The 2,003-nt window shown below is 35.9% G+C and carries 1 protein-coding gene; it reads left to right on the forward strand.

What is annotated here, in order from left to right:
* The first annotated feature begins 257 nt into the window (after positions 1-257).
* Positions 258-1,511, forward strand: a complete 1,254-nt coding sequence (gene ltrA / locus B5V89_RS19945; protein ID WP_066228276.1) for a group II intron reverse transcriptase/maturase — start codon at positions 258-260, stop codon at positions 1,509-1,511.
* Positions 1,512-2,003: the final 492 nt, after the last annotated feature.

Raw genomic sequence — 2,003 nt, forward strand, 5'->3', positions numbered from 1 at the left:
TTGTTTGATTGGGGGCTTACACTGAACAGCCAGAAGTCAGCAGAGGTCATAGTACCTGACTAGCTTAAGATGGTTAGGGAAGGACTGAACATTTAAGAAGAATATACACTAGGCGTTCACTGTCTATGATGATACAGACAATCCAACTGGACTTACTTAAAGGAGGAAGTGGTGAATTCCACAGGGGACTTTAAGAGGGTGGAGTAAACAGTGGCACAAATAGAGCGTATATTCACGTGAAAGGATGTATCGAAATAATGGAACGACTACTGTCACGGGAAAATCTACTTTCGGCATTAAAACGTGTCGAAAAGAATAAGGGCAGCCATGGAGTAGATGAAATGCCTGTAAAATTCCTACGAGCGCATATACTACAAAACTGGCAAGAAATCCGAAATTCAATAAAGGACGGAACCTATGAGCCTATGCCAGTCAGACGAGTCGAAATCCCGAAACCAAATGGCGGCGTACGTTTATTAGGTATTCCTACCGTGACAGACCGTTTTATCCAACAAGCGATTGCCCAAATATTAACCCCAATCTATGACCCAACCTTTTCCGAGCATAGTTATGGGTTTAGACCCAGAAGAAGAGCGCATGACGCCGTTAGGAAAGCAAGGCAATATATAGAAGAGGGTTACAGATGGGTAATAGATATGGACTTAGAAAAGTTCTTCGACAAGGTCAATCACGATATGCTTATGGGACTCTTAACAAAAAGAGTCAAGGATAAGACGATTCTAAAGTTAATTAGAAAATATTTAGAATCGGGAATTATGATAAACGGTGTAGAAATTATCAGCGAAGAAGGCGTTCCTCAAGGTGGACCATTGAGTCCGCTACTTTCAAATATCATGTTAGATGAATTAGATAAGGAACTAGAGGAAAGAGGACACAAATTTGTCCGCTACGCAGATGATTGTAATATTTATGTGAAAACCAAGAAGGCAGGTTTACGCGTTAAGAGTTCTATCACTACATTCATTGAAAAGAAGCTAAAACTAAAGGTAAATGAAGAGAAAAGCGCGGTAGACAGACCGTGGAAACGAAAGTTTCTTGGATTTAGCTTCACATCAAACCGTAATCCGAAAATCCGTATCGCAAAAGAAAGTATAAAGAGAGCTAAAAGTAGAATAAAGGAAATGACATCAAGGTCAAAACCTATTCCATTGGAACTACGTATTGAGAAACTAAATGAATACCTTGTTGGATGGTGCGGATATTTTGCCCTGGCAGATACACCAACTCCCTTTAAACAACTTGATGAACATGTTCGAAGAAGACTCCGAATGTGCCTTTGGAAACAATGGAAACTACCCAAAACAAAAACTAAAAGGCTCATCTCTCTTGGGGTTCCAAGAGAGAAGGCCTATGAATGGGGAAATTCTCGTAAGAAATATTGGCGCATTTCGAATAGTCCAATCTTACACACAACGCTTAACCTGAAATTTTGGCGTAATCAAAAGCTGAAAAGTCTGTTAGATAGGTACAACCATTTACGTCATACTTAAGTGAACCGCCGTATACGGAACCGTACGTACGGTGGTGTGAGGGGTCGGGGGTTAGTCACCCCCTCCTACTCGATTTATATAATTTTTTAATTTGTAAATTTTTACATCTAATTATAAATAAATTCTATTTTTAAGCTATAAAAAATTTTTATAGCAAAATTTAAAGATACTATAAAAAATTTTTATGGCAGCGTTAAAAATTTTTTATGGCGGAAATTTAGCTTACTATAAAATTTTTTTATAGTAGTTTTTCCACAATTTTTGTTAATAAATCGCCATAAAAATTTTTTATAGCAGGAAAATAAGGGTGAAAATATTTTTATAGCTACTATAAAAATATTTTATACCCTAATTCTTTATTATTACTAATTCTTTAAAAATATAATAAATAAAATTTAAAAGTAATCTAGATTATGTATCTGGTATTATATTGACAATATAAAAGGCTATTTTTATACATTTTAATTATGGATGTGTATGGCAAAATAAAAG

The organism is Heyndrickxia sporothermodurans (genome assembly GCF_003055045.1).
Lineage (GTDB): Bacteria > Bacillota > Bacilli > Bacillales > Bacillaceae_C > Heyndrickxia > Heyndrickxia sporothermodurans.

Excerpts from the sequence above, each read along its gene's own strand:
- ltrA (WP_066228276.1), top strand. The coding sequence starts at position 258 with ATGGAACGACTACTGTCACGGGAAAATCTACTTTCGGCATTAAAACGT.